General features: G+C 61.4%; 22 protein-coding genes. 13 read left to right on the forward strand and 9 right to left on the reverse strand.

Translation table 11 applies throughout. The features are described 5' to 3' along the window. The first annotated feature begins 208 nt into the window (after window positions 1-208). Entirely contained in the window at window positions 209-730 is a 522-nt protein-coding gene (locus tag HBO19_RS11640; protein ID WP_169955374.1) for a disulfide bond formation protein B, read from the forward strand. 204 nt (window positions 731-934) lie between these two features. Then, a complete protein-coding gene (locus HBO19_RS11645) occupies window positions 935-1,393 on the forward strand; it encodes an Rsd/AlgQ family anti-sigma factor (protein ID WP_070994033.1) in 459 nt (152 codons plus the stop codon). Between the two features lie 55 nt (window positions 1,394-1,448). Here the strand turns inward: HBO19_RS11645 and HBO19_RS11650 are convergent, their stop codons facing one another. After that, entirely contained in the window at window positions 1,449-2,114 is a 666-nt protein-coding gene (locus tag HBO19_RS11650) for an FKBP-type peptidyl-prolyl cis-trans isomerase (protein ID WP_170057547.1), read from the reverse strand. A 192-nt stretch (window positions 2,115-2,306) separates the two neighbouring features. Here HBO19_RS11650 and HBO19_RS11655 point away from each other — a divergent pair, with 192 nt between their 5' ends. Continuing rightward, entirely contained in the window at window positions 2,307-3,398 is a 1,092-nt protein-coding gene (locus tag HBO19_RS11655) for an AlgP family protein (protein WP_170057548.1), read from the forward strand. Here HBO19_RS11655 and HBO19_RS11660 read toward each other — a convergent pair. Further along, window positions 3,395-3,859, reverse strand: coding sequence for a TIGR02444 family protein (locus tag HBO19_RS11660; RefSeq protein ID WP_170057549.1), 465 nt, complete (start codon window positions 3,857-3,859; stop codon window positions 3,395-3,397). The two genes, HBO19_RS11655 and HBO19_RS11660, sit on opposite strands and share 4 nt — an antisense overlap. A gap of 50 nt (window positions 3,860-3,909) precedes the next feature. Here HBO19_RS11660 and HBO19_RS11665 point away from each other — a divergent pair, with 50 nt between their 5' ends. The 3 genes from HBO19_RS11665 (at window position 3,910) to HBO19_RS11675 (ending at window position 7,092) form a co-directional block, all read left to right on the forward strand. Beyond that, window positions 3,910-5,820 (forward strand): ATP-binding cassette domain-containing protein, encoded by a 1,911-nt coding sequence (locus HBO19_RS11665; protein WP_169955042.1) that lies wholly within the window; start codon window positions 3,910-3,912, stop codon window positions 5,818-5,820. After that, the gene (locus HBO19_RS11670; RefSeq protein ID WP_057440468.1) at window positions 5,820-6,389 is read left to right on the forward strand and encodes a mechanosensitive ion channel family protein; all 570 of its coding nucleotides are present in this window, start codon (window positions 5,820-5,822) and stop codon (window positions 6,387-6,389) included. The genes HBO19_RS11665 and HBO19_RS11670 overlap by 1 nt, the downstream gene beginning before the upstream one ends. Window positions 6,390-6,459: 70 nt before the next feature. Continuing rightward, complete coding sequence (locus tag HBO19_RS11675) at window positions 6,460-7,092, forward strand: LysE family transporter (protein WP_170057550.1); 633 nt, start codon at window positions 6,460-6,462, stop codon at window positions 7,090-7,092. Between the two features lie 122 nt (window positions 7,093-7,214). On the opposite strand, the gene HBO19_RS11680 is transcribed toward HBO19_RS11675, so the two are convergent. The 4 genes from HBO19_RS11680 to HBO19_RS11695 are packed head-to-tail and all read right to left on the reverse strand — an operon-like array spanning window position 7,215 to window position 10,358. Then, window positions 7,215-7,955 carry a penicillin-binding protein activator LpoB gene (locus HBO19_RS11680; protein WP_170057551.1) on the reverse strand — a complete coding sequence of 247 codons (741 nt, stop codon included), beginning with the start codon at window positions 7,953-7,955 and terminating at the stop codon, window positions 7,215-7,217. A 3-nt stretch (window positions 7,956-7,958) separates the two neighbouring features. Continuing rightward, window positions 7,959-8,546, reverse strand: coding sequence for a penicillin-binding protein activator LpoB (gene lpoB / locus HBO19_RS11685; RefSeq protein WP_169955039.1), 588 nt, complete (start codon window positions 8,544-8,546; stop codon window positions 7,959-7,961). Between the two features lie 35 nt (window positions 8,547-8,581). Beyond that, the gene (locus HBO19_RS11690; protein ID WP_169955038.1) at window positions 8,582-8,950 is read right to left on the reverse strand and encodes a YcfL family protein; all 369 of its coding nucleotides are present in this window, start codon (window positions 8,948-8,950) and stop codon (window positions 8,582-8,584) included. A gap of 10 nt (window positions 8,951-8,960) precedes the next feature. Next, window positions 8,961-10,358 carry a hypothetical protein gene (locus tag HBO19_RS11695; protein ID WP_170057552.1) on the reverse strand — a complete coding sequence of 466 codons (1,398 nt, stop codon included), beginning with the start codon at window positions 10,356-10,358 and terminating at the stop codon, window positions 8,961-8,963. 301 nt (window positions 10,359-10,659) lie between these two features. Here HBO19_RS11695 and HBO19_RS11700 point away from each other — a divergent pair, with 301 nt between their 5' ends. Continuing rightward, window positions 10,660-12,558 carry an FTR1 family protein gene (locus HBO19_RS11700; protein WP_170057553.1) on the forward strand — a complete coding sequence of 633 codons (1,899 nt, stop codon included), beginning with the start codon at window positions 10,660-10,662 and terminating at the stop codon, window positions 12,556-12,558. Window positions 12,559-12,621: 63 nt separating this feature from the next. Here HBO19_RS11700 and elbB read toward each other — a convergent pair whose 3' ends face one another. Next, window positions 12,622-13,287, reverse strand: a complete 666-nt coding sequence (gene elbB, locus HBO19_RS11705) for an isoprenoid biosynthesis glyoxalase ElbB (RefSeq protein ID WP_170042095.1) — start codon at window positions 13,285-13,287, stop codon at window positions 12,622-12,624. 114 nt (window positions 13,288-13,401) lie between these two features. Between elbB and HBO19_RS11710 the strand changes: the two genes are divergently transcribed. Next, entirely contained in the window at window positions 13,402-14,637 is a 1,236-nt protein-coding gene (locus HBO19_RS11710; protein ID WP_170057554.1) for a sterol desaturase family protein, read from the forward strand. On the opposite strand, the gene HBO19_RS11715 is transcribed toward HBO19_RS11710, so the two are convergent. After that, window positions 14,618-15,262, reverse strand: a complete 645-nt coding sequence (locus HBO19_RS11715) for a DedA family protein (RefSeq protein WP_169955033.1) — start codon at window positions 15,260-15,262, stop codon at window positions 14,618-14,620. The genes HBO19_RS11710 and HBO19_RS11715 overlap by 20 nt on opposite strands. A gap of 218 nt (window positions 15,263-15,480) precedes the next feature. On the opposite strand from HBO19_RS11715, the gene hemB reads away from it, so the two are divergent. From hemB to HBO19_RS11730, 3 genes are all read left to right on the forward strand, one after another. Continuing rightward, on the forward strand, window positions 15,481-16,494 hold the full coding sequence (hemB, locus tag HBO19_RS11720; protein WP_169955032.1) for a porphobilinogen synthase: 1,014 nt from the start codon (window positions 15,481-15,483) through the stop codon (window positions 16,492-16,494). 18 nt (window positions 16,495-16,512) lie between these two features. Beyond that, on the forward strand, window positions 16,513-18,735 hold the full coding sequence (gene ppk1 / locus HBO19_RS11725) for a polyphosphate kinase 1 (protein WP_169955031.1): 2,223 nt from the start codon (window positions 16,513-16,515) through the stop codon (window positions 18,733-18,735). Window positions 18,736-18,875: 140 nt separating this feature from the next. After that, on the forward strand, window positions 18,876-20,378 hold the full coding sequence (locus tag HBO19_RS11730) for an amidase family protein (RefSeq protein ID WP_262381045.1): 1,503 nt from the start codon (window positions 18,876-18,878) through the stop codon (window positions 20,376-20,378). Between the two features lie 3 nt (window positions 20,379-20,381). Here HBO19_RS11730 and ppx read toward each other — a convergent pair whose 3' ends face one another. Beyond that, window positions 20,382-21,884 (reverse strand): exopolyphosphatase, encoded by a 1,503-nt coding sequence (gene ppx, locus HBO19_RS11735; protein WP_170042097.1) that lies wholly within the window; start codon window positions 21,882-21,884, stop codon window positions 20,382-20,384. Window positions 21,885-22,364: 480 nt separating this feature from the next. Between ppx and HBO19_RS11740 the strand changes: the two genes are divergently transcribed. Continuing rightward, window positions 22,365-23,012, forward strand: a complete 648-nt coding sequence (locus tag HBO19_RS11740; RefSeq protein ID WP_170042098.1) for a DUF1120 domain-containing protein — start codon at window positions 22,365-22,367, stop codon at window positions 23,010-23,012. A gap of 143 nt (window positions 23,013-23,155) precedes the next feature. Next, complete coding sequence (locus tag HBO19_RS11745) at window positions 23,156-23,848, forward strand: fimbria/pilus chaperone family protein (RefSeq protein ID WP_170057555.1); 693 nt, start codon at window positions 23,156-23,158, stop codon at window positions 23,846-23,848. Window positions 23,849-23,865: the final 17 nt, after the last annotated feature.

Consider the following 23,865-nt stretch of genomic DNA (forward strand, 5'->3'; position numbering starts at 1 on the left):
AAGCATCTGGTAACCAGCCCTTCAAAATCCCTGGGTTTTCTCGATTTCAGGGGCTTGAGGTGGTTTCCCACACCGGGCCACGTAAAGTCGCCTGCCCTCTGACGGGATATCCCTGCTATCTCGCGGAAGCGTCTGCTCCAGCGCGTATTGAAAGGGGTAAGGTCTTTCCTCTACCGTAACTACCTATCTCTTGCGTTGCGGATAAACAATGTCTTTGGCCCCCTCACGCTCCTTGTTCTTCCTGGCGTTCATGGCCGGTGTGCTGACGTTGGGCGCGTCTTTTTATCTGGAATACGGGGCTCTGCTGCGACCTTGTTTCCTGTGCCTGATCCAGCGCAGCCTGCTGGCGGTGTTCACCTTGATTACCCTGATAGCAACGCTCCATGGCCCCAGGCGCGTGGGCATTTACCTGTACTGGGCGGCGAGCATGGGTTGTGCGCTGCTCGGCGCAGTGACAGCGGTGCGCCAGGTGCTGTTGCAGAACATCCCGCCTGACCAGATGCCCAACTGCTGGCCGAGCCTGGAATACATGATCGAAAACCTGTCGCTGGGGCAAGCCTTGCAACTGGCATTCAAGGGCACCGTCGATTGTGTGGAAATCAACTGGACGCTGTTCGACTTGAGCATCCCGGAGTGGAGCCTGCTGTTCTTCGTGGCCATGCTCATCCTGGGGGCAACGCAGTTTTCGCGTTTGTTGCCCGGCCCGGGTTTGCGGTTCGTGAAGCACTGATTGGGTGTGTTGGCTCGTAGGATGGGATTAAACACTTGTATGAACTTTCTGGTCTGCGTACCTTGAAGCCATAGTCACGCGGGCATAATCTGGCCCGCACGCGTTATTGAAACAGTTTGTTCGATGCGGCGTTGTCCGCTTGCCGCTTATCCTCGACGTATTGCGCGGGCAAAAGCGGCACCGCCCATAAGGGAAGAGATCATCATGTTGGAAAGTTGTCAGAATGCTCAGGAACGCTGGGGTGGTGTGCATAAGCTGATCGACAGCTGGTTGAAAGCACGTCACGAATTGGTTCGGGCCTTTGATGCTCTTGGTGAGAAACCCGAGGCTCTGGCTGAGAACCGCAAGCCTCTGCAGGAGTTCTGTGGTGTCTTGGTGGACTACGTCTCGGCAGGGCACTTCGGGGTGTATGAGCAACTGACCAAGGAGGCCGAGGCCTTTGACGACCAGCGTGGCCTGGACTTGGCCAAGACCATTTACCCGCGCATCGACGTCATCACCGAAAAGCTCCTGGCTTTTAACGACCTCTGCGACAAGGGTGAGTGCGTTGCCGCAAAATTCAAAGAGCTGGGCGGCTTGCTCCATGAGCGTTTCGAGCTGGAAGACTGCCTGATCGAAGTGCTGCACAACGCCCACAAGGAAGAGCCTGCAACCCAGGCTTGAGCCTTCGCGGCGAGACAAGAAAACGGTGCGCATGGCGCACCGTTTTTCGTTGGGGTCAGGCTCCGGTTGCGAGCAACTCAATCTCGAAAACCAGTGGCGTGTAAGGTGCGATCAACTCACCTGCGCCGTCTGCGCCATAGGCTTGTGCCGATGGAATCACCAGGCGCCACTTCGCGCCCACCGGCATCTGCTGCAACGCGCTTTGCCAGCCGTTGATCACACTGTCCAGGCGAAACCATTGGGGCTGGGCACTCTGGTCGAAAATCGTGCCATCGGGCAATCGCCCCACATACGTCACTTGAACCCGATCATGGGCGCCCGGCTTTTTCCCGCTGCCGGGGGTCAGTTCCGTGAGCAAGATACCGTCGGCCAATTCACGCACGCCGGTCCGGGTTTTTTCCGTGGTCATGAATTGTTGTTCGGCGGCGAGAGCCTTTTCGCTTTGCGGCACTTGGGTCTCGTGGCTGGCCTGCGCTTCGTGCTGGGCGAGAATCTGTGCGATGCGTGCCTCATCCAGTGCCAGGGGCTTGCCTTGATAGGCTTGTTTGAGACCGTCGAGCAAGGCCTGGATCTGCAGGTCGGGGACTTCCTGGCGCAGGCGCTCACCCAGGCTGGCGCCCAGGCTGTAGGCCAGGTCGTGGCTGTCTTTGGACGCCGCCGGTTCAGTTGCATTGGCCACTGAAATCGACAAACCCAGGATGAAAAAAAGGTAACGCGACATGGGTATTCTCCAGCCGAAAGTGCGGTGGATTATGCCAGTGTGAGGGGGTAAAGAATGGAGTGGTTTTTCGTTATATCGATAAGAATTTTTGTGCGGTGCAACGCAACGCATTCGATACTGTCAACATGCCCTAGCGGCGGTAAGAGCAGAGGGCTAGTATGAGCCGCACCCACGTCAGCCAGGAGGTAAACCATGTCGGCCAAACAGAAGCCTGTTAATACCCCGTTGCACTTGCTCCAACAACTCTCGGGCAGCCTGCTCGAACATTTGGAAAGCGCTTGCTCCCAAGCCTTGGCTGATGCAGAAAAATTGCTCGCCAAGCTGGAAAAGCAACGCGGCAAGGCGCAAGAAAAACTGCATAAATCCCGTACCAAACTGCAAGACGCCGCAACCGCCGGCAAAGCCAAGGCGCAAACCAAAGCCAAGGGCGCCGTGAAAGAACTTGAGGACTTGCTCGATGCCCTCAAGGATCGTCAATCCGAAACCCGCACCTACATCCTTCAACTCAAGCGCGATGCCCAAGAGAGCCTGAAATTGGCGCAGGGTGTTGGTCGTGTGAAAGAAGCGGTGGCCAAAGTGCTGAGCACTCGTACACCGGCCAAGGCCGTTGCGGCCAAGGCGCCGGCCAAAGTTGCGGCCAAGCCTGCTGCTAAAAAAGCGCCTGCGAAACCAGTTGCCAAAACCGCTGCTGCGAAACCAGCCGCTAAACCAGCTGCCAAAACCGCTGCTGCGAAACCAGCCGCCAAGCCAGCTGCCAAAACCGCTGCTGCGAAACCAGCCGCTAAACCAGCTGCCAAAACTGCTGCTGCGAAACCAGCCGCCAAGCCAGCTGCCAAAACCGCTGCTGCGAAACCAGCCGCCAAGCCAGCTGCCAAACCTGCTGCTGCGAAACCAGCCGCTAAGCCAGTTGCCAAAACTGCTGCTGCAAAGCCTGCCGCTAAACCAACTGCCAAAACTGCTGCTGCGAAACCAGCCGCCAAGCCAGCTGCCAAAACTGCTGCTGCAAAGCCGGCCGCTAAGCCAGCTACTAAAACTGCTGCCGCAAAACCAGCCGCCAAGCCAACTGCCAAACCTGCTGCCGCAAAACCAGCTGCCAAACCTGCTGCTGCAAAATCAGCGGCTAAACCTGCTGCTGCCAAGCCAGCTGCTGCAAAGCCAGCCGCCAAACCAGCTCCAGCAGCCGCCAAGCCTGCTACCCCTGCCGCTCCAGCCGCTACCACCGCACCGGCCAGCAACACGCCTGCCCCGGCAGCACCCGTCACCACCCCAACCAGCGCTTCCTAAGTGCCGGTGGCCGCGGCGCGCAGCTGATGCAGCGCGTCGTGGTCAAGGTTGGCGGCTTCGGTCGCCAGTCCTTCAAGCCATGTTTGATCCGTGGCTCGTTCCCCTGTTGGCCAACCCTTCGCCAGCGCCTCCAGGCGTAACAGCAACTGCCGTTCGGCTTCCAGCTCCAGGGCCTTGACCCGCTCGCGCAAAGCTCCCAGTTCCACATCCTGCTGCGCCATAGCGCGCCATTGCGTGCGCACCATGCGCAAGGGCTGTACGACATCTGCCTGCCAGGGGTCGGCAATTTCCCGTAGTGCCAGCACACGCGCAGGTTCGGGTGCGACGCCACGCTGTTCCAGCCACAGCCCGCACAACAACAGACACACATTCGCCCCTTGTTCCTGCAAGCGCAGGCAGGCATCTTCAGCGCCCGCACGGGCGTAGGTCGAGAGGGCAAAGCTCCACAGGTCAGCGCACATGTTCACACCCAAGCCAGCGGTCAACGAAGCTGGTAGACTCCGCCGCCATTATGATCCGACTTCAAAGCCTAACATTACAGCGTGGCCCGCAACGTCTTCTTGAAGACGCCGAGCTGACCCTGCACGCCGGTCACAAAGCCGGCCTGATCGGTGCCAATGGCGCCGGCAAATCCACGTTGTTTGCCCTGTTGCTCGGTGAGCTGACCCCGGATTCCGGGGATTGCCTGCTGCCGGCCGACTGGCGTATCGCCCATATGCGCCAGGAGATCGACACCCTGGACCGCATCGCGATCGACTACGTGCTCGATGGCGACCTGCGCCTGCGCCAGGTGCAACACGACCTGGCCGAGGCCGAGAAAGCCCAGGACGGTGCCGCCCAGGCCCGCCTGCACTCGGAACTCGACAGCGCCGACGGCTACACCGCCGACGCCCGCGCGCGCAAGATGCTCGCCGGCCTTGGGTTTACCAACGAACAGATGGATCGCCCGGTCGCCGACTTTTCCGGGGGCTGGCGCATGCGCCTGAACCTGGCCCAGGCGCTGATGTGCCCCTCGGACCTGTTGCTGCTCGATGAGCCGACCAACCACTTGGATCTCGATGCGATCCTGTGGCTGGAGGATTTCCTCAAGAGCTACCCCGGCACCTTGTTGCTGATTTCCCACGACCGGGATTTCCTCGACGCCGTGGTCGATAACATCGCCCATGTCGAGCAAAAGAAAATCACCCTCTATCGCGGCGGCTACACCGCGTTCGAGCGGGCCCGTGCCGAACGCCTGGCCCAGCAGCAACAGGCTTTCGAGAAGCAGCAGGCGCAGCGTGCGCACATGGAAAGCTACATCGCCCGGTTCAAGGCCCAGGCCACCAAGGCCCGCCAGGCCCAGAGCCGGATCAAGGCCCTGGAGCGCATGGAAGAACTGTCGGCGGCCCACGTCGATTCGCCGTTCGACTTTGTGTTTCGCGAGTCGCTGAAAATCTCCAGCCCCTTGCTCGATCTCTCGGATGCACGCCTGGGTTATGGCGACAAAACCATCCTGGAGAAGGTCAAGCTGCAGCTCACCCCGGGTGCGCGCATCGGTTTGCTCGGCCCCAACGGCGCGGGCAAATCGACGCTGATCAAGAACCTGTCAGGCGAGCTGCAACCCCTGGCCGGGCGCCTGACCCGTGGCGAGAACCTGGTGGTGGGCTACTTCGCCCAGCATCAACTGGACTCCCTCGACTCCAAGGCCAGCCCGCTGTTGCACTTGCAGCGCCTGGCGCCAACCGAGCGCGAACAGACCCTGCGTGACTTCCTCGGTGGCTTCGACTTCCGTGGCGCACGCATCGATGAGCCGGTGCTGAATTTCTCCGGCGGCGAAAAAGCCCGCCTGGCCCTGGCCCTGATCGCCTGGGACCGGCCCAACCTGCTGCTGCTCGACGAACCGACCAACCACCTGGACCTGGAAATGCGCCTGGCGCTGACCATGGCCTTGCAGGAGTTCAGCGGGGCGGTACTGGTGGTGTCTCACGACCGCCACTTACTCAAGAGCACCACCGACAATTTCCTGCTGGTGGCCGATGGCAAGGTGGAAGAGTTCGACGGCGACCTGGACGACTACGCCCGTTGGCTGACTGACTATCGCCTGCGTAACGCGCCGGTCAGCAACACCCCGGTCAACCCGGACAAGACCGACAAGAAAGCCCAGCGCCAGGCCGCCGCTGCCCTGCGCCAGCAGTTGGCGCCGCACAAACGCGAAGCCGACAAGCTCGAAGCCGAGTTGGGCAAGGTCCACGAGCGCCTGGCCAAGATCGAAGCCAGCCTCGGCGACAGCGCGGTGTACGAAGCGGCCCGCAAGGATGAACTGCGCGACTTGCTGGCCGAACAGGCCAAGCTCAAGGTGCGTGAAGGGCAATTGGAGGAAACCTGGATGGAAGCCCTCGAATTGCTCGAAGGCCTGCAAGCGGAGCTGGAGGCGCTGTCCTGATGGAAGCCTTGCAACTGCCGCTGCCAGCGCAATGGATCGAACCGGTGTGGGTCGGCGTGCAAATCCTGCTGATCCTGCTGGCCGGCTACCTGGCCCAGCGCTTCGTCGCCAAGGGCCTGACGCGCCTGGGCGAGCGCTACCCGTTCCCGCCGCAACTGCTGATGCCCCTGCGTGGTGGCCTGCGCTGGCTGATCATGGGCAGTGCACTGATCTTCGTCCTCGAACGCCTGGGCGTGTCGGCCACCGTGCTGTGGACTGCGCTGTCGGGTTTTGTGGCCGTGGCGGCGGTGGCGTTCTTTGCCATGTGGTCGGTGCTGTCCAACCTGCTCTGCGCGATCCTGATTTTTACCGTCGGGCCGTTTCGCCTGGGCGATGTGGTCGAGCTGGTGGACACCGTCGACAAGCCTGGCGTCAAAGGCCGGGTGATCGCGATCAACCTGCTTTACACCACGCTGATCGAAGTGGCCGAGGCGGGCACCGACAGCGCGGTGGTGCAAGTGCCCAACAGCCTGTTCTTCCAGCGTTCGGTACGCCGCTGGCGCGGTAGTGATATCAGCCCCTTGCCTTAAAATTCTCTAGCCAGCCCTCGGCCCTCGGAGTTAGCTTAGTGCTCACAACGAATTTGCTACGAGGTGTGTAATGGCGCTCGACACATGGCTGGCCTTTTTCCTGGCCAGCTGGATCATCAGTCTCTCCCCCGGCGCGGGCGCCATCGCCTCCATGTCCAGCGGCCTGCAATACGGTTTCCTGCGCGGTTACTGGAACGCCATCGGCCTGCAATTGGGCCTGGCGATGCAGATTGCCGTGGTGGCGGGCGGCCTGGGCGCCATTCTTGCGGCGTCTTCTACCGCGTTCTATGCGATCAAGTGGTTTGGCGTGGCATACCTGGTGTACCTGGCCGTCAAGCAATGGCGCGCCTTGCCCATGGACATGAGCGATGACGCGGCCGTACGCCCGATCGGCAAGCCGATGGCGATGATGTTCCGTGGTTTCTTGGTCAATGCCAGCAACCCCAAGGCCCTGGTCTTCATGCTGGCGGTGCTGCCACAGTTTGTGAACCCGCAGGCACCGCTGCTGATCCAGTACTTGATCCTCGGCGTGACCATGATCGGCGTGGATATGATCGTGATGGCCGGCTACACCGGGCTGGCGTCGAAGGTACTGCGCCTGTTGCGCACGCCCAAGCAGCAAAAACGCGTGAACCGTACGTTTGCCGGGCTGTTCGTGGGCGCGGCGGGTTTCCTCGCCAGCCTGCATCGCGCAACAGCCTGACTGAATAAACCCAATCAAAACTGTAGGAGCTGGCTTGCCGGCGATAGCGGTGTATCAGCCAGCATATATTGCACTGACCCATCGCTATCGCCGGCAAGCCGGCTCCTACATTGGTTTTGGGTTCAGCGCAGGATTTTCGGCGCTTCGTCCCTTGGCAGGTTATTGCGCAACGCAGGCTGGCCGGGCTCTTGATAGCCTCCGCCCAACTGCTCTTGTAGCTGGCGTGCCACGTCCTCACCCAGGGTTTTCGACACTTCCTTCACCACCCGTGGCCGGCTCAGGCTCACGCGCACGTCGCGACTGCTCACCAACTTGGTGTCCTGGCCTTCACCCATGGCGGTAAATGCCGAGGTGATCTCGTAGGTACGGGTGTTGATCAGGCTGAAGTCCGCCACGACCGCCAGCCCCAGTACCGCTGAATAACTGTTGGTGCGATCCAGGGCGTTGATGTCCTGGGTGAAGTCGATATCCGACAAGGTGCCAAACAACACATAGTCGGCGCCCTTGAAGTGGCCGGCCTTGATCCGCTTGATCACGTCGTACACATCGCCCTTGGCCTCGCTGGTGTAGGGCGTGCCCTGGACCAGTTGGAACTGGCGCGACTTGAGAATCTCGCCCTTGATATCGCCGCTGAATTTGCGCAGCTCGCTCTGTTCGATGTAGCTGTTGCGGCTCTCGAACTCGGTGTAGCTGGACGCACCGCTGGCGTTGTACGGGCTGGCCTGGAAGTTATTGCTGGCCGCGACGGCGTGGATGTATTGCTCCACCCGCGCCTCGTAGGCCAGGTCCGTGACCGCGATTTTCGGCGCCGCCCAGGCGCCAAAGCTGCACAGCAGGGCGATGATGCCGATCCATGGGCCCATGGCTTAGCGCTCCGTGGTCTTGCGGATTTCTTTTTCGTCCATCCATTCCGCCAGGCCGCTTTCGACGTCGACCAGTTGCAGGCTGAACTTGTAGAACACGTCCTTGTAGTCGGCGCTGCGCTTGACGATGGAGCTGATGGAACCTTCCAGGCGGTACTTGGCGGCGACCATGTTGCCGGTCTTGCTGACCGTGGACTTCTTGTACAGGCCGCTCTGGTTTTGCAGCTTGAGCTGGTCGACCTGGCTTTGCATATCGGTGTTGTCGCTGGCGAAGCGGGCGGTGCCGGTCTTCATCAACTGGGTCTTGATCGAGGTGGTGATCTCGCGGGTGTCGATGTACTCGCTGGTCTTGTTCTTCACGTCATACACCTGCACCACCGGGCGGCCCTGGAGGATGCCGGACTGCGCCAGGGAGCGGGTCATGCTTTCAGCGATCATCTGCAGGTCGGTGGAGCCGAACTCGTTGGTCACCAGTTCCACGGCCTTGGTGTCGCCATAGCTGATGTTTTTGCCGCCGATGACCGGCGAGGTGTTGGCGCAGCCGCTGGCCAGGACGGCGATCACGGCGAGGAACGAAAAGCGTGCAAACATGGGAAGGTCTCTCGAAAACTGAATAGGGGCCAGGCTCAAGGCGTCTTGACTTCAAGGCGGAAGTCGGCGGCCTGGGGCAGGTTGGCGATGGCCGGCAGGAAGGTGGCCTGGTTGGCGTAGAGGTTCAGCACTTTCCAGGTTTCTTCGTCGCCCACCGGGAAGCCATCGGCGCCCAGCCAGGCGAAGCGGTAGTACATCATCTGATTGCTGCTGGTGATGTTGCTCAGTTGCACTTTGGCTGTCAGGAAGCCGTTTTCGCGGGCCACCCGAATGGCGCCGACGGCGATGCCCTTGAACTTGCCCATCACCACGACTTTGCTCGCGGCGCTGCCAGGTGCCGGCGGCGGGGTGGCGCAGCCGGCGAGGAAGATCAGCGCCAGGGCGCCGAGGATGAAATGACGCATAGCGTGCTCCTTAAGGTTGTTTGAGGCTGGCGACGGCCTGGGCCGGGTTGCTCGCGACCACATGGGCCGCCAGGCTGCTGGCGAAGACCTGGTTGCCGACCACCCGCAAGGTGATCACCTGGTGGCGTTGTTCGGCCTTGACCGTCACCAGGCTGCCGCCCAGGGCATTGGGCAGGCTCACCTGGTGCTCGCCACGCTTGAGGCGCAGGCGCGTGACCTGGGTGACGTCCGGCAGGGTGCGCCAGGTGCGGGTGTCGGCGCCCTCGGTGACGGCGGAGGCGATGCCCAGCACCAGGCCGGCCATTGGGTTGGTCTGGTTGAGGTTTTTTTGCGTCACGCCACGGCTGATGGCACGCACGGTCGTGCGCAGGATGATCCCCGGCATGTCGTCGCGCAGGGCGCGGCGTGACATCGCGGTCGTGCTGTTGAGGGCCGTGAGGTTCTGCTGCCGGCCATCGACGCCGATCTGCGCAAAGGTGGCCGTCGAAGTGTCTGGCTTAATCACCGGGAACGACAGCGGTGTGATCACCCAATGCCCGTCGATAGGAATCGGCAACGGCAGGCGGATCGAGTCGCGGGCCGGCGCCAGGCCGCTCTGGACCACGATCAGCACGTCGCTTTCGTCAGCCGCCACGGCAGAAGCGTCCAGATCGAGCAGCGCCTGTTCCAGCAGCGGTGTGTTGGGGCGCAGTTCGGCGGCCTTGCGATAGCCCGGCGCGGCCAGGTCTTTTTCACCCAGGGCTTCGTAGACGAAACCGGCCAGGTAATGGCTGAACGCGCTCTGGTAGCTGTTCTTCAGGCCCACCACGTCCGGCGCGTCGAGGCTTTCTACCGGGTAGCCACGCAAATCCTTGAACTGGGTGGCTACGCCCTGGCGCTCGGCTTCGTTTTCGCGCTTGAGGTATTCCCTGTCCCGCAGCTCGGCGATCACCGCTTCGCGTTCGTGGGTTTTCTTGATTTCGGTGCGCGCGCCGTCAAAGTCGTTGACGGCCAGCAGGTTCAGCGCCATCTGGGTGGTGAGCATGACTTTTTCATAGTCATACCCTTCGTAGCGCCGCACCTTGTCATTGACCAGGAAACTGCCGAACTGCGCCAGATAGCGCTCGGTGTCGAACTTGACCGACTCCTCCCACTTGTACACCACCACGTCTGCGCGGTGCCAGGCCGCCTGGCTGCCGGCCAGGTCGCCCTTGGCGCGCAGCAACTCGCCTTTTTCAAAGTAGTAGAGAAGGTCTTTGTCTTCGCTGCTGTTGTTCTTTTCCAGCAGGGTCAGCGCGGCATCCACGTTGCCGCTGGCCAACTGCTGGTTGGTGGCTTGCAGTTCCGTGTCGTAGCTGCGGAACATCGAACAGCCCGACAGCAGCGTGACTGCCGCGAGGGCAAGGGAGGTAAAAGCGCGAGATGCCATTGAGGTGCTGCTTCCCTGAGCGTAATCGGCCGAAGGGGCTGGTCGGGTCGAATAACCAATCGCAGGAAGCTTTTTCCTACCTATTCCTCATAAAAAGAGGAGCCTAAATGCCGATTCGCGATAACGAAGGCGGCGCATTATAGGCCTCGTTACTGGCAAAACAATGGCTTTTCAGCGGCATTGTTTAAGGTTTGTGCCACTACCCAGGGCACAGATTTCAGCCGCCAATCACTAACGCCTTGAGTCAAACCCATTAACATTCGACAATATGTTACTTCTTGTTTCCATCTGAGATTCATTCATGACTGCCCCCTCCCGTTTTCTCGCCTGGCTGTTGTTGCCAGCGTTGGTGTCGTGCAGCTTCAATCTGCTGGCTGCCACCGCAGAAGGTGCGCCCCAGGCCCTGCATTTGCTGGACTACATTGGCGCCGACTATCCGCCGACGGTGCAGGCGGGCAAGGTGGTCGATGAGTCTGAATACCGTGAACAGGTGGAGTTTCTCGGCGTGTTGCAGGGGCTGGTGGTAGAACTGCCGGACAAGCCCGAGCGTGCGGCGCTGGTCAAAGGCGTCGATGAGCTGCTGGCCGCCGTTACCAGCCATCAGGACGGTAACGCGGTAGCACGCCAGGCCCGGCAACTGGGGGCGCAGCTGGCGGTAGCCTATGAAGTCAGCCAGGCGCCGGCCATTACCCCGGACCCGACACGTGGCGCGCCGCTGTACGCCCAGCATTGCTCGGTGTGCCACGGTGACGCCGGGGCGGGCGATGGCCCGGCCGGTGTCGGCATGACCCCGCCGCCGGCCAACCTGCGCGATGCGCAGCGCCTGGACCGCCTGAGCCTGTATGGCATCTACAACACCCTGGGCCTGGGCGTCGAAGGCACCGACATGCCGTCGTTCGCCGACCAGCTGGATGACCGTCAGCGCTGGGACCTGGCGACCTACATCGCCGGCTTCACCGCCGACCCGGCCGCTGCAAAAAGCGAAAAATCCTTCAACCTGGCCGACCTGGCGCGCCAGGCCCCGGAAGAGGTGCTGGCCGCCGAAGGGCCGGACGCCGTCCGGGTGTTCCGCGCCCAGCGCGCGCAGCCGCCGCAGGTCCAGCGTGGTCCGGCGCAGTTGCTGGAGTACACCGCGGCGACCCTGGACAAGAGCCTTGCGGCGTTCCGCAGTGGTGAGCACGAGCAGGCCTACGACCTGTCGGTAGCGGCGTACCTGGAAGGCTTCGAGCTGGTGGAAAGCTCACTGGATAACGTCGATGCCAACGTGCGCAAGGACACCGAGAAAGCCCTGATGGCGTATCGGCAGTCGTTGCAGGACGGATTGCCAATCGAGCAGGTCCAGCAGCGCCTGGATGTGGCCAAGGGCAAACTCACTGAAGCGGCCGGCCTGTTGGGCGGCGACGGCCTGAGCTGGTCGTTGAGCTATATCTCGGGCTTGCTGATCCTGCTGCGTGAAGGGCTGGAAGCGATCCTGGTGCTGGCGGCGATCCTGGCCTTTTTGCGTAACACCGGCCAGCAGTCGGCGGTGCGCAGCGTCAACGTCGGTTGGGCGCTGGCGTTGGTCGCTGGCGCGGCGACCTGGGCCCTGGCGGCGTATGTGATTGACGTCAGCGGCGCCCAGCGTGAATTGCTCGAAGGCTGCACGGCGCTGTTTGCCAGTGTGATGGTGTTGTGGCTGGGGGTATGGATGCACGATCGGCGCCACGCGGCCGCCTGGCAGGACTACATCAAGAGCAGCCTGGTCGGTGGTGGCGGGCGTTTTGGGTTTGCGATCCTGGCGTTCTTCTCGGTGTACCGCGAACTGTTCGAGGTGATCCTGTTCTACGAAACCCTGTGGCTGCAGGCCGGTCCTGCCGGGCATAACGCGGTATTGGCCGGTGGCGCCACGGCGCTGGTGCTGCTGATGGGCCTGGCGTGGATCATCCTGCGCGGTTCGGCGAAGTTGCCGTTGGCGCTGTTCTTCGGCATCAACGCGGCGTTGCTGTGTGCGCTGTCGGTGGTGTTCGCCGGGCATGGCGTCAAGGCATTGCAGGAAGCCGGCATTTTCGGTACCCGGCCGGTGGCGTTCTTTGACTTCGACTGGCTGGGCATCCATGCCGATGCGTACTCGTTGAGTGCCCAGGCCGTGGCGATCATTGCGATTGTGGTGCTGTACAGCCGCAGCCGCTTGGCCGAGAAGCGCCGGGTGGCGGCTTCCTGAAGGTACTTGCGGTCAAATTGTGGGAGCTGGCCAGCTCCCACCTGTTTGATCGGCTTCGCTCGTTCAGTCGTTCTCGTGGGTCAGTTCCAATACCCGGTCCACCAGCTTGTTGATCCCCGATGCCACTTCGCTGATGTTCTTGCCCAGCATATAGGCCGGCGTGCTCACCAGCTTGCGCGCCTTGTCTTCGACGATTTCGTCTACCGCGCATTCCTGGTGGGTCGCACCCATCTTGTCCAGGGCGGCGGCGGTGTCGGCGTCGTTGCCGATGGTGCAGGTCACGCCTGGGCCGTAGATTTTTGCCGCCAGGGCCGGCGAAATGCAGATCAACCCCACCGGCTTGCCCGCTTCGGCAAAGGCTTCGGCCAGTGCCAGTACGTCCGGGTTGACGCTGCAACCGGCGCCTTCGACGGCAAAGTTCGACAGGTTCTTCGCCGCGCCAAAACCGCCGGGCACGATCAGCGCATCGAATTCTTCCACGCGGGCCTCGCGAATGTCCTTCACCTCGCCCCGGGCGATGCGCGCCGACTCCACCAGGACATTGCGCGACTCAGGCATTTCTTCGCCGGTGAGGTGGTTGATCACATGCAACTGCGCGATGTCCGGGGCAAAGCACTGGACATCGGCGCCGCGCTGATCCAGGCGCAGCAGCGTGATAACACTTTCATGGATTTCAGCGCCGTCGTACACGCCACAGCCGGAAAGGATCACTGCAATCTTTTTGCTCATGGGCATTTCTCCTGATTTATGGCGTTAAATGTCTACTTATTTGTCGCGCATTGCCAATGGGACAACCGGCCACTGCACTAATCTTGGTGTAACAATAATTGACCGGACTGGCCCATGGACTTCGTCCCTTACGCGGTACCGTTTTTCATTGCCCTGATTGTGGTCGAACTGTTGGCTGACCGTTGGCGCGGCGAGCGCAACTACCGGGTGGCCGACGCCATCAACAGCCTGAGCACCGGTGTATTGTCCACCACCACTGGGCTGTTGACCAAAGGCGTCGGGCTGCTGACCTATGCCTTCGCCCTCAAGCATTTGGCGCTGTTCGAGCTGCCGGCCCAGAGCGTCTGGACCTGGGTGTTCGCCTTTGTCTTCTACGACTTCTGCTACTACTGGCTGCATCGCTGCGGCCACGAGCGCAATATCCTGTGGGCGGCGCACTCGGTGCATCACCAGAGCGAGGACTACAACCTCACCACCGCCTTGCGCCAGACCAGCACCGGCTTTTTGCTGAGCTGGGTCTTCTATCTGCCGCTGGCTGTCGTCGGCGTGCCGCTGCTGGTGTTTATCAGCGTGGCGTCGCTCAACCTGCTGTACCAGTTCTGGGTGCATACCCGCCATGTGCCCAAGCTCGGCTGGTTCGAATGGTTCTTCGTCACACCGTCCAATCATCGGGCCCACCATGCACAGAACGCTCTCTACATGGATCGCAACTACGGCGGGGTGTTCATTATTTGGGACCGTTTGTTTGGCTCGTTCCAGGAAGAAGACGAAAACGAGCCGGTGATCTTTGGCGTGACCACGCCTCTGGCCAGCTGGAATCCGCTGTGGGCCAACCTGCAGTTTTATGCACAGCTGTGGAGTGACGCCCGGCGTACCGAAAATGGGTGGGACAAACTGCGTATCTGGTTCATGCGCACCGGCTGGCGCCCGGCGGACGTCCAGGCCAGGTACCCGCTGGCCAAGCCGGACCTGAGCCAGTTCCGGAAGTTCGAGGTGCCCCTGGACACGCGCCAGCAGATTTACATCGCCCTGCAATTTGCCGCGTATGTGGGTTTTGGCAGCTATTTGATGAATGTCGGCGAAGGCATGCCGATCGCTGCGCTTGTGTTGGGCTGGAGTGTGATGGCACTGGGCTTGTTTAGCCTGGGCGTGGCCCTGGAGAATCGCCCGTGGGCCTTGAAGGCCGAGCTGCTGCGGTTGGGGCTGAATGTGCCGTTGGTGTGGCTGGCGCCGCTGGTCGGGTTGTGGCCCGCCAGCGTGCTGGGCTGGCTGGGGTTGGCCAGCTACAGCCTGCTCAGTGTCATCGGCCTTTACTGTTGCCGGGGCCGGCTTACTCGATTGGCGTCGTAGGCTCGGGCTTTTTCGGCTCGGCCAGTTGTTCCTGCTCCAGCCGGGCTTTTTCGGCCGCACAGTTTTCCCGGGTCAGGCGGGCGTTGCGGATGCGCCGGCGCAGCCACAAGCCCAAGCCGAGCACTAGCAAGGCGCCGAGGACCCACAGCTCGTACTTCTTGACGCTGCCCAGCATGCCTTCGAGCACGGCGCCAAAGTGATAGGCCGCAGCACCCAGCGCTGCCGCCCAGATCGCCGCGCCGATACCGTTGAGCAACAGGTAGCGCCCCGGCGGGTAGCCGGACAGGCCAATGGCCACGGGCATGACCGTACGCAAGCCGTAGACGAAGCGGAAACTCAGTACCCAGATATCCGGGTGCCGGCGGATATGCTCCAGCGCCCGATCGCCCAGCAGTTGCCAGCGTGGCTTGCGCGCCAACAATTTGCGCCCGTGCTTGCGGCCCATGAAGTACCAGAGCTGGTCGCCGGCGTAGCTGCCGAAGAACGCGACCACCACCACCACGTTGATATCCATGTATCCGCGGAACGCAAGGAAGCCTGCGAGAACCAGGATGGTCTCACCTTCAAAGAACGTCCCCAGGAAGAGGGCAAAGTAGCCAAAGTCATTCAGAAATTGTTGGAGCATTGTCTGGGTGCTGGCGAAATGAACGCGCAGCCTACGCCTTCGTGAACATTCATGAAAGTATCGAGATGTGTCACGAAGTGAACATTTCCTACGTAAAGCATGAATGCGGCTACAGGTCGCATGCCAGTTGGATGAGTAAGCACAACTGTCATTCCTTCGTCATAATGGCCGCTTATAACTGTCACGCTCGCCCGTCAAGCCGGGCTCAGGAGTCTGCCGTGAGCTTTACCCCCGCCCAACGCCTGTTTCCCGCTACCCGCCTGCGCCGCAACCGTCGTGATGATTTTTCTCGCCGCCTGGTCCGTGAAAACGTACTGACGGTGGATGATCTGATCCTGCCGGTGTTTGTGCTGGACGGCGAAAATCGCCGGGAAGCGGTGGCGTCGATGCCGGGTGTCGAGCGCTTGACCATTGATCTGCTGCTCGAAGAGGCGGCGCAGTGGGTTGAACTGGGGATCCCGGCGCTGGCGCTGTTCCCGGTCACGCCGGCCGGGCTCAAGTCCCTGGACGCCGCCGAGGCCTGGAACCCTGAAGGCATTGCCCAGCGCGCAACCCGCGCCCTGCGCGAGCGTTTCCCCGAGCTTGGGGTGATCACCGACGTGGCGCTGGACCCGTTCACCACCCACGGGCAGGATGGCATCTTGGATGAAGAGGGTTATGTACAGAACGACATCACCGTCGACGCACTGGTCAAGCAGGCGCTGTCCCATGCCCAAGCGGGCGCCCAGGTGGTGGCCCCCTCGGACATGATGGACGGTCGGATCCAGGCGATCCGCGAGGCGCTGGAGCTGGCCGGGCATGTCAACGTGCGGATCATGGCCTATTCGGCCAAGTACGCCAGCGCCTACTACGGCCCGTTCCGCGATGCGGTCGGCTCGGCATTGAACCTGGGCAAGGCCAACAAGGCCTCGTACCAGATGGACCCGGCCAACAGCCACGAAGCCTTGCACGAAGTGGCGGCGGACCTGGCCGAAGGCGCCGATATGGTGATGGTCAAGCCTGGCATGCCGTACCTGGACATCCTTTATCGGGTCAAGGAGGAATTCAAGGTGCCAACCTTTGTCTATCAGGTCAGTGGTGAATACGCCATGCACATGGCCGCGATTCAAAATGGCTGGTTGGGTGAAGGCGTGATCCTTGAGTCCCTTACCGCCTTTAAACGTGCGGGTGCTGATGGCATCCTGACTTACTTTGCCGCCCGTGCCGCCCAATTGCTTAGAGAGCAACAATAGCCCTCACAGGAACACTCGATGAATACCGAAGGACTCACAGAAGTTGCCGTAAAAGATGCGCACCCGGTGGTTGAACAGGTGGCCGAAACCCCGCCGGAGCTTGCGCCCGAGCAGCCTGCCGTGACCGCGGAGCCGGTGGTGGCGGCACCGCCTATCGTGATTCCGAACCTGGACGACAGCAGCCTGTACATCCATCGCGAGCTGTCGCAACTGCAATTCAATATCCGCGTGCTGGAACAGGCGCTGGATGAGTCCTACCCGCTGCTCGAGCGTTTGAAGTTCCTGCTGATCTTTTCCAGCAACCTGGACGAGTTCTTCGAGATCCGTGTCGCCGGCCTCAAGAAGCAGATCACCTTTGCCCGCGAGCAAGCCGGCGCCGATGGCCTGCAGCCGCACCAGGCCCTGGCCCGTATCAGCGAGCTGGTGCACGGCCATGTGGATCGCCAATACGCCATCCTCAACGACATCCTCTTGCCGGAGCTGGAAAAGCACCAGGTGCGCTTCATCCGCCGCCGCAACTGGACCGTCAAGCTCAAGACCTGGGTCCGTCGCTATTTCCGTGACGAGATCGCGCCGATCATCACCCCGATTGGCCTGGACCCGACGCACCCGTTCCCGCTGCTGGTGAACAAGAGCCTGAACTTTATTGTCGAGCTCGAAGGGATCGATGCCTTTGGCCGTGATTCGGGCCTGGCGATCATTCCTGCACCGCGCCTGTTGCCAAGGATCATCAAGGTACCGGAAGAGGTCGGGGGGGCTGGCGATAACTATGTATTCCTTTCGTCGATGATCCACGCCCACGCCGATGACCTGTTCCAGGGCATGAAGGTCAAGGGTTGCTACCAGTTCCGCCTGACCCGTAACGCTGACCTGGCGGTCGATACCGAAGACGTCGAAGACCTGGCCCGCGCCCTGCGTGGCGAGCTGTTCTCGCGGCGCTACGGCGATGCGGTCCGCCTGGAAGTGGCGGACACCTGCCCCAAGCACCTGTCGGACTACCTGCTCAAGCAGTTCAACCTGGCCGAGACCGAGCTGTACCAGGTCAATGGCCCGGTGAACCTGACGCGCCTGTTCAGCATCACCGGCCTGGACAGCCACCCGGAACTGCAATACACGCCGTTCACCCCGCAGATTCCGAAGTTGCTGCAAAACAGCGAAAACATCTTCAGTGTGGTCAGCAAGCAGGACATCTTGCTGCTGCACCCCTTCGAGTCGTTCACCCCGGTGGTCGACCTGTTGCGCCAGGCCGCCAAGGATCCTCATGTCCTGGCCGTGCGCCAGACCCTGTACCGCAGCGGCGCCAACTCGGAAATCGTCGATGCACTGGTCGACGCCGCGCGTAACGGCAAGGAAGTCACGGCGGTGATCGAACTGCGTGCGCGGTTCGACGAAGAATCCAACCTGCAACTGGCCAGCCGCCTGCAAGCGGCCGGCGCGGTGGTGATCTATGGCGTGGTCGGCTTCAAGACCCACGCCAAGATGATGCTGATCCTGCGCCGCGAGGCCGGTGAAATCGTGCGTTACGCGCACCTTGGTACCGGCAACTATCACGCGGGCAACGCCAAGCTCTACACCGACTACAGCCTGCTGACGTCCGACGACGCGCTGTGCGAAGACGTCGGCAAACTGTTCAGCCAGTTGATCGGCATGGGCAAGACGCTGCGCATGAAAAAGCTGCTGCATGCGCCGTTCACCCTGAAAAAGGGCATGCTCGACATGATTGCCCGCGAGACCCAGTTCGCCCTCGACGGCAAGCCGGCGCATATCATCGCCAAGTTCAACTCGCTGACCGATCCGAAGATCATTCGCGCGCTGTACAAGGCCAGCCAGTCCGGCGTGCGGATCGACCTGGTGGTGCGGGGCATGTGCTGCCTGCGTCCGGGCATCGCGGGCGTGTCCCACAATATCCACGTGCGTTCGATCATTGGGCGCTTCCTGGAGCACACGCGGGTGTTCTACTTCCTCAACGGCGGCGAGGAGCAGATGTTCCTCTCCAGCGCCGACTGGATGGAGCGCAATCTCGACAAGCGGGTGGAGACTTGCTTCCCGGTGGAAGGCAAGAAGCTGATCATGCGGGTCAAGAAAGAGCTTGAGAGTTATCTGACCGACAACACCCACAGCTGGAGCCTACAGTCGGACGGGCGCTATGTGCGCAACACGCCGACCGGCAACCAGAACCCGCGCAGTGCCCAGGCAACCTTGCTGGAGCGCTTGGGCAGCCCGGTGCTGACGGTCCGCTGATATCGGCCAGGCCTACACCCCCCACTGAGAAATCGGACAGCACCGTCAGATTTCCCAGGTTGGGGAGCCCAGGCTCCCGCTCCTAGACTGACCTCGGGCTATCAGGCGATAGCCTGTATAGCGCAGTTGAGGAGTTTTCGATGATCGGATCGGGCGTAGGAATCGGGCTTGAAGCCTCGGGTTTTTTTGAGGTGCTGGCCGCACCGCCGAAGGGCTACCGCAGTGCGCAGGCCATGTCGTCCGACATGGCTCGGGCGGCAGTCACTTCAGAGTCGCTGGTGCGCGATTCATTGCAAGGTATCGCCAACATCGACCAGGGTTTGCAGGGTGGCAATGCGTTCCTGCAGGTCAACCCCGATGCACGTGAACAGGCGCGGGCGCGCGATCAGGAGCGTGCCGGCGGTACTGTGCGCGGATTTTTGCACGGCGTGCCGATTGCCCTGAAAGATGTCTTTGAAACCAGCGGTAAAATGCACACCAGTGCGGGTTCCCGTGCGCTGGTCGGTTCACCGGCGACCAAAAACGCCAAGGTTGTGGACAACCTGCTCAAGGCTGGCGCCGTGATCGTGGGCAAGACCAATATGAGCGAGCTGTCCAACTTCCGCTCCAGCGTGGCGGTCGATGGCTGGAGCTCCCGTGGCGGGCAGACCCTCAATCCCCATCGGCTGGGAGGGCAGGTGGCAGGGTCCAGTTCGGGTTCGGCGGTGGCGGTCGCCCAGGGCCTGGTACCGCTGGCACTGGGCATCGAGACCAACGGCTCGATCATTGCCCCGGCGGCCTACAACGGCGTGGTTGGTTTGAAAACCTCGGTCGGGCTGGTGAGTACCGAGGGCGTCATCACCAGTTCCAGGCTGGACTCGGTGGGCACGTTTACCCGCAGCGTGCGGGATGCTGGCGAAGCGCTCAATGCCATGACCGAAACCACCGGCTACACCGCCGGCCTGACGGCCAATGCCTTGCAGGGTAAGCGTATCGGCTACACCCCGCTGCCTGAGCTGTCGCCGCAGGCCGCCCAGAATCCGGCCCTGCGCGCAGACAGAAAGCACTACGAGGACGCGCTCGCATTGCTCGCGTCCAAGGGTGCAGTCATGGTGCCCATAGGCAGGCTGGACGCGAATGTATCGAATGAGACGTACGATCAATACAGCGACGCGCTGTTTGCTGGGATCAAGCAACGCCTGGAAGGCTACTTGGCCGGCCGGGAAGGGTTGCCCGTGAAGTCGCTGGCTGAGCTGATTGCGTTCAACGAGCGTGACAGGAAAACCGGGGAGCCGGACCAGGCGTTGCTGGAGCACATCAACAGCCTGGACGTGACGCATGAGCAGCGCGAGCAACTGTGGGCGGCCGTCCTGCCGACTTTCAAGGACACCCTCGATAAGCCGTTGAGCGAGCACAGGCTCGATGCCATCGTGTCGAACTTCCGCTCCGACAGTTACTACTTTGCCGCCGCAGCCGGTTACCCCGGCATCTCGGTGCCCTCGGGCATGGATGAGGAGGGTATGCCGACCGCGCTGCACTTTTGCGGCACGGGCAACAGTGAAGCCACGCTGCTCTCGGTTGCACACGGTTATGAACAGGCCTCGCAGGCCATCCGCGAGCCGGCGTTCCGGCCTGGCGTACCGCTGTCGTCCGAGAGGGTCTAGGTGTCAGTGCACGTTCAAGCTGAACCCCACCCGCGTCAGCCACTCGGCTTCCTGGGCGAAATCCGCCTGGGTCAGTTGGTTCTCGTCCAGCCAGTTTTTGGGGAACACCACATCCAGGCTGTCGCCATTGGCGCGCAGGGTGACTTGCGGCATCTGTTGGGTGCCTCGAATGTGATGGAACAGGATCGCAAAGCGCAGTAGGGCGCATAGGCGAATCAGCTTGATACCCTCGGCGCCGAACTCGGCGAACTTGTCCTTGGGGATATTGCGGCGATGGCCGCGCACCAGCAGCGCCAGCATCTGCTGGTCCTCCCGGGAAAACCCCGCCAGGTCGGAGTGCTCGATCAGGTACGCGCCGTGCTTGTGGTAATGGTAGTGGGCGATGTCCAGGCCCACCTCATGGACCTTGGCCGCCCAGCCCAGCAGTTCACGCCAGACCCCGTCTTCCAGGTCCCAATCCTCGGCGACCTGGTCAAAGGCATGCAGCGCCTTGCGCTCGACCCGTGCCGCCTGTTCCAGGTCAACGTGGTAACGCTCCATCAGCGAGCCCAGGGTGCGCTCACGCACGTCTTCGTGATGATGGCGGCCCAACAGGTCGTAGAGCACACCTTCACGCAGGGCACCATCGCAATGGTCCATACGCTGCAACTCGAGGGCGTCGAAGATGGCTTCCAGGATCGCCAGGCCGGCAGGGAAGATGGCGCGGCGGTCGGGCTTGATGCCATCGAAGTCGATCTTCTCGGCATCGCCGAGCTTGAACAGCTTGCGCTTGAGCCAGGCCAGGCCTTCGGCATTCACTTCGCCAGTGCCATGGCCGCCGGCCTTCAGGGCCAGGCCGATGGCGCGGATGGTGCCGGATGAGCCGATGGCTTCATCCCAGGTCAGGCGGTGCAGGGCGTGTTCGATGCTCATGATCTCCAGCCGCGCCGCCGTGTACGCCTGGGCGTAGCGCGCCGGGGTGATCTTGCCGTCCTTGAAATAGCGCTGGGTGTAGCTGACGCAACCCATTTGCAGGCTTTCGCGCAGCAGCGGCTCGAAGCGTTGGCCGATGATGAACTCGGTGCTGCCGCCGCCAATGTCGGCCACCAGGCGCTTGCCGGGGGTATCGGCCAACGTGTGGGAAACGCCGAGGTAGATCAGGCGCGCTTCTTCACGGCCGGAGATGACTTCCACCGGGTGCCCGAGGATCTCCTCGGCGCGGCGGATGAATTCGCCACGGTTACGCGCTTCGCGCAAGGCGTTGGTGCCGACGATACGCACGGCGCCCTGGGGCATGCCGTTGATCAGTTGGGCAAAGCGCTTGAGGCAATCGAGCCCGCGCTGCATGGATTCTTCGTTGAGCTTGCGCTCATCGTCGATCCCGGCCGCCAATTGTACCTTTTCGCCGAGCCGCTCAAGGATGCGGATCTCACCGTTCTGGGCCTTGGCCACGACCATGTGAAAGCTGTTGGAGCCCAGGTCGATGGCGGCGATCAGGGACAGATTCTTGGCTTGGGATTGCGGCATGGGTAGGGGATCTCGGTCGATAACCTTGCCATCGTGCCACGATCAAACGCTGGCGCCAACGCGTAGTGCTCGGTGATTTGTCTTACCCCTGCTCTCGATCAAGTTTTGTAGGAAATGTAGGGCAAATTCCCGGGCGGCCTATGACATCTCCCTAGTGGTATGTAGGGGGTTATAAAGTTTTTCAAAAGTTGAAGTGCTTATGCGGTTTCCTACATGGCGGCGTTAATTATGCTGATCTTTAGTTTGCTCCGGACTACTTCTATAGTTGTTAAAAGGGACGGTTGTATTTAACAGGTCTCACAGGGTTTAAGGTGTTGTCTTATATTTATTAGGTGGTGGCCAGGGTGAAACTGTCTTTCGGCAATGATGCCGTGGTGTTATTTATTTATGGCTTTGTGTTTCAATAAGGAACTAAAGGTGGGCGGTAAACTGCCCGGTTTAAATAAATAACGCCTGACACTTTCTAACGACAGGTTGATCATGAAAAAAGCATTGGGTTTGACGATGGGCATTATCTGCCTGGCAGCCAGTATCGCTGCCCAGGCAACAAACGTAGCGCAACTGGTGGTGCGGGGGACGATCACTCCCACCTCCTGCAACCTGAGCCTGGGTGGTGGTGGGATCATCGACTACGGGACCATCCGCTCCGGCGAGTTGTCCCAGACTGCCTTCAACCCTCGCGAGGAGCGAACCACCTCGGTGTCCGTCAACTGCGGCAGCACCCCGGCCAAGTTCGCCCTGGCCCTGACCGACCTACAGGCTAGCAGCAAGGTCACCGGGATCCTCGGTGCCGGCTATACCGAGGCGCAGAACTTCGGCTTGGGGGCCGTATCGAACCGGCGTACCGGCGGTTATTCGGTCACCCTGCGCGACCTGAGGTCGTCAGGGGTGGTGTTGAACCCGATCATGCGGTCGGGCACCGGTGCCTGGCAGGTCAGTGATGGCAAAGTCGCGCAATCCCCCAGCCAGTATTCGTGGCGCAATGGCGCGACCATTACTCCGGCAGCCGTTGCCCAACTGACCGGTGTGATTGCGGTCAAGGCGGTCATCAACAAGGCGCAGGACCTGGACCTCACCCGGGATGTCACGCTGGATGGGCGGGCTACTTTAGTACTTAGTTACATCTAAGCACTTATAAAAACAGCCGATATTGCAACGGAAGTTTTCTTGGTACTTCCGGAACTTGTCGGCTGCTTTTGCGTGGGCACTTGTTTGTTATTTGTTTGGGTCGTTGCGGAGAAAACACTGTGAGTTGTTTTTTGAAAGCAAGTGTGACGCTGTTGAGTTGTTCAGCTTTACTGTTTTGCGCAAGTGGCATGGCCTTCGCCGATGGCATGCAGCCCGAGACAACGGTGGTCGTGCTCTATGAAGAAGACGGTGAAGCGACGATCAATCTCAAGAACACCGATCCGGGTCCCGCGTTACTTCACTCGGTGATTGAAAACATCCCGGAAGATCAAGAGCCGCTGCTGGTTGTCACGCCGCCGATTAGCCGGGTCGAAGCCGGTGAAACCCAGTTGGTGCGTTTTATCAGCACCGCCGCTGCGCCGCTCAAGACCCAGCGCTTGAAACGAGTGTCCTTTGAAGGCATCCCCCAGGCCCGCAGCCCCGGCGGGGCGACCATTGGCATCACGCTGCGCCAGAACCTGCCGCTGATCCTGCATCCCAAGGGGCTGGCCAGGCACCAGGCACCCTGGGAACTGCTGAAGTGGAAGCGCCAGGGCAGTGGCCTGGTCGTGCACAACGACAGTGCGTATGTGGTGCGGTTGGCGCTGGAGTTGCAACTGCTGCCGGGCAAACAGCTGGCGACCCTGCCGCGCAGCTACATCCTGCCGGGTGAGACCCTGGCGGTCGCGACCCAGGGCGCCCTTTCCGCCGTCAGCTCGGTGGTCCTGCAGCCGGCGACTGTCTACGGGTTCAGCGTCGACAGTTACCAAGCCAATGTGGCCGATCATGGGAATTGACCGGGCGGTGGGCAAGA

This window comes from Pseudomonas sp. WS 5021, assembly GCF_012985535.1.
Lineage (GTDB): Bacteria > Pseudomonadota > Gammaproteobacteria > Pseudomonadales > Pseudomonadaceae > Aquipseudomonas.

Bases quoted from the DNA above. Each gene is read 5' to 3' on its own strand.
- HBO19_RS11650 (WP_170057547.1), bottom strand. From the start codon at position 2,114: ATGTCGCGTTACCTTTTTTTCATCCTGGGTTTGTCGATTTCAGTGGCC.
- lpoB (WP_169955039.1), bottom strand. From the start codon at position 8,546: ATGTTTGCACGCTTTTCGTTCCTCGCCGTGATCGCCGTCCTGGCCAGC.
- HBO19_RS11660 (WP_170057549.1), bottom strand. From the start codon at position 3,859: ATGTGCGCTGACCTGTGGAGCTTTGCCCTCTCGACCTACGCCCGTGCG.
- elbB (WP_170042095.1), bottom strand. From the start codon at position 13,287: ATGAGCAAAAAGATTGCAGTGATCCTTTCCGGCTGTGGCGTGTACGAC.
- HBO19_RS11675 (WP_170057550.1), top strand. From the start codon at position 6,460: ATGGCGCTCGACACATGGCTGGCCTTTTTCCTGGCCAGCTGGATCATC.
- HBO19_RS11665 (WP_169955042.1), top strand. From the start codon at position 3,910: ATGATCCGACTTCAAAGCCTAACATTACAGCGTGGCCCGCAACGTCTT.
- HBO19_RS11680 (WP_170057551.1), bottom strand. From the start codon at position 7,955: ATGGGCCCATGGATCGGCATCATCGCCCTGCTGTGCAGCTTTGGCGCC.
- ppk1 (WP_169955031.1), top strand. From the start codon at position 16,513: ATGAATACCGAAGGACTCACAGAAGTTGCCGTAAAAGATGCGCACCCG.
- ppx (WP_170042097.1), bottom strand. From the start codon at position 21,884: ATGCCGCAATCCCAAGCCAAGAATCTGTCCCTGATCGCCGCCATCGAC.
- HBO19_RS11740 (WP_170042098.1), top strand. From the start codon at position 22,365: ATGAAAAAAGCATTGGGTTTGACGATGGGCATTATCTGCCTGGCAGCC.
- HBO19_RS11670 (WP_057440468.1), top strand. From the start codon at position 5,820: ATGGAAGCCTTGCAACTGCCGCTGCCAGCGCAATGGATCGAACCGGTG.
- HBO19_RS11695 (WP_170057552.1), bottom strand. From the start codon at position 10,358: ATGGCATCTCGCGCTTTTACCTCCCTTGCCCTCGCGGCAGTCACGCTG.
- HBO19_RS11640 (WP_169955374.1), top strand. From the start codon at position 209: ATGTCTTTGGCCCCCTCACGCTCCTTGTTCTTCCTGGCGTTCATGGCC.
- HBO19_RS11730 (WP_262381045.1), top strand. From the start codon at position 18,876: ATGATCGGATCGGGCGTAGGAATCGGGCTTGAAGCCTCGGGTTTTTTT.
- HBO19_RS11700 (WP_170057553.1), top strand. From the start codon at position 10,660: ATGACTGCCCCCTCCCGTTTTCTCGCCTGGCTGTTGTTGCCAGCGTTG.
- HBO19_RS11645 (WP_070994033.1), top strand. From the start codon at position 935: ATGTTGGAAAGTTGTCAGAATGCTCAGGAACGCTGGGGTGGTGTGCAT.
- HBO19_RS11690 (WP_169955038.1), bottom strand. From the start codon at position 8,950: ATGCGTCATTTCATCCTCGGCGCCCTGGCGCTGATCTTCCTCGCCGGC.
- HBO19_RS11715 (WP_169955033.1), bottom strand. From the start codon at position 15,262: ATGCTCCAACAATTTCTGAATGACTTTGGCTACTTTGCCCTCTTCCTG.
- HBO19_RS11710 (WP_170057554.1), top strand. From the start codon at position 13,402: ATGGACTTCGTCCCTTACGCGGTACCGTTTTTCATTGCCCTGATTGTG.
- HBO19_RS11655 (WP_170057548.1), top strand. From the start codon at position 2,307: ATGTCGGCCAAACAGAAGCCTGTTAATACCCCGTTGCACTTGCTCCAA.